Raw genomic sequence first — 1,169 nt, 5'->3', positions numbered from 1 at the left:
TAAATCCGTTGAGTATAGGCTACTTATGAGGACAGGCAAAAGGCAAGGTGCAAGAGGCAAAAGGGGAAATAGTCAGGAAATTGACAGTTATTTGGAACAACGCGACCAATAAGCTCAACAACTGAGACAACAACTCGCTAACTCAAAAACACAACTTAGTTGAGAGAATTAAGAATGAAAAATTGTAACCTGATCACTTATCTACTGCTTGCAAGCGCAGCTACCACTTTTTTCCCCTCTGTCGCAGTAGAGATTGACACCTTAGACAAAGGCCACCTAATTGTCCAATCTCGTCGCCAATATGAATGTTCAGAAAATGGAGTCAAACCTAGCATATCAGGTGCTATATATCAAGATGGATATTGCTTTATCCCTATATCAACGGGAAAATGTATCGCCATCCAAAATAAATACACTCGTTTTTATTCCCCGCAACAAGGAGGCTGGCAAAAGTGCAGTGATGAGGATGTCGTAACAATTCCGACTACAGGGAAAAAATATTATAGATTTGGCGGCTTAATCAGAACTATATTTGTACTTGATTAATATGATTGTTATTGCATCGCATCCCCTGTAGTGTGATTGACGATATTGTAGAGTACTAGGTTAGGTTGCCGAAAAAACATCTAGCCTAGGATTCCTCTAGCGACTAGATGCCATGATCAAGTCATGTCTGTCCCTGACTAAAATAGAATTAGCGATTTCCCTAAGAGACCTAATTCCATGACGATTATCACTCTTTCACGTTATGTAACCAGAAACAATGAGATTTTAGGTGGAGAGCCAATTATTGAAGGCACTCGCACATCTATTCGCGCAATCGTAGGTCTGTGGCGATTAGGTGTGATGCCAGAGGAAATTCCAACTCATTTACCTCATTTGACCTTAGCACAAGTGTTCGATGCCTTGAGTTTTTATTTGGATCATCAAGCAGAAATTAACGAGTACATTGAACGTAACCAAGTCCCCGATGAGTTGGTGCATCCTTCTGTAAAGGCAGCTTTGGGTAAGCTATGAGCATATTTGCTTCGCTTTACATGGACGAAGATATGTCGGCGTTAGTTGCAACACTTCTGCGTTCTCGTGGTTTAGATGTCACCACTGTTCCTGAGCAGTCAACTTTGGGCAAAACTGACAGCGAACAATTAGAATTTGCCGCTTCTTTAGGT

Annotated in this window: 3 protein-coding genes; all 3 read left to right on the top strand. The window is 41.1% G+C overall.

What is annotated here, in order from left to right:
- Positions 1–174: 174 nt before the first annotated feature.
- On the top strand, positions 175–546 hold the full coding sequence (locus MICAI_RS17230; protein WP_051011186.1) for a hypothetical protein: 372 nt from the start codon (positions 175–177) through the stop codon (positions 544–546).
- 177 nt (positions 547–723) lie between these two features.
- Positions 724–1,017: a DUF433 domain-containing protein gene (locus MICAI_RS17225; RefSeq protein WP_002794978.1), complete on the top strand. Its 294-nt coding sequence runs from the start codon at positions 724–726 to the stop codon at positions 1,015–1,017.
- Positions 1,014–1,169, top strand: a 156-nt coding sequence (locus MICAI_RS26550) for a DUF5615 family PIN-like protein (RefSeq protein WP_198285308.1), incomplete at its 3' end; no start/stop codon positions are given. The genes MICAI_RS17225 and MICAI_RS26550, both read left to right, overlap by 4 nt.

Origin of the sequence: Microcystis sp. T1-4 (assembly GCF_000297435.1) — a bacterium.
GTDB lineage: Bacteria > Cyanobacteriota > Cyanobacteriia > Cyanobacteriales > Microcystaceae > Microcystis.
Note: the sequence above shows the minus strand (reverse complement) of the source record. Positions and strands in the feature narration are given on the sequence as shown.

What these genes read in the sequence shown, in the direction of transcription:
- MICAI_RS17230 (WP_051011186.1), top strand. Translation starts at nt 175, where the DNA reads ATGAAAAATTGTAACCTGATCACTTATCTACTGCTTGCAAGCGCAGCT.
- MICAI_RS17225 (WP_002794978.1), top strand. Translation starts at nt 724, where the DNA reads ATGACGATTATCACTCTTTCACGTTATGTAACCAGAAACAATGAGATT.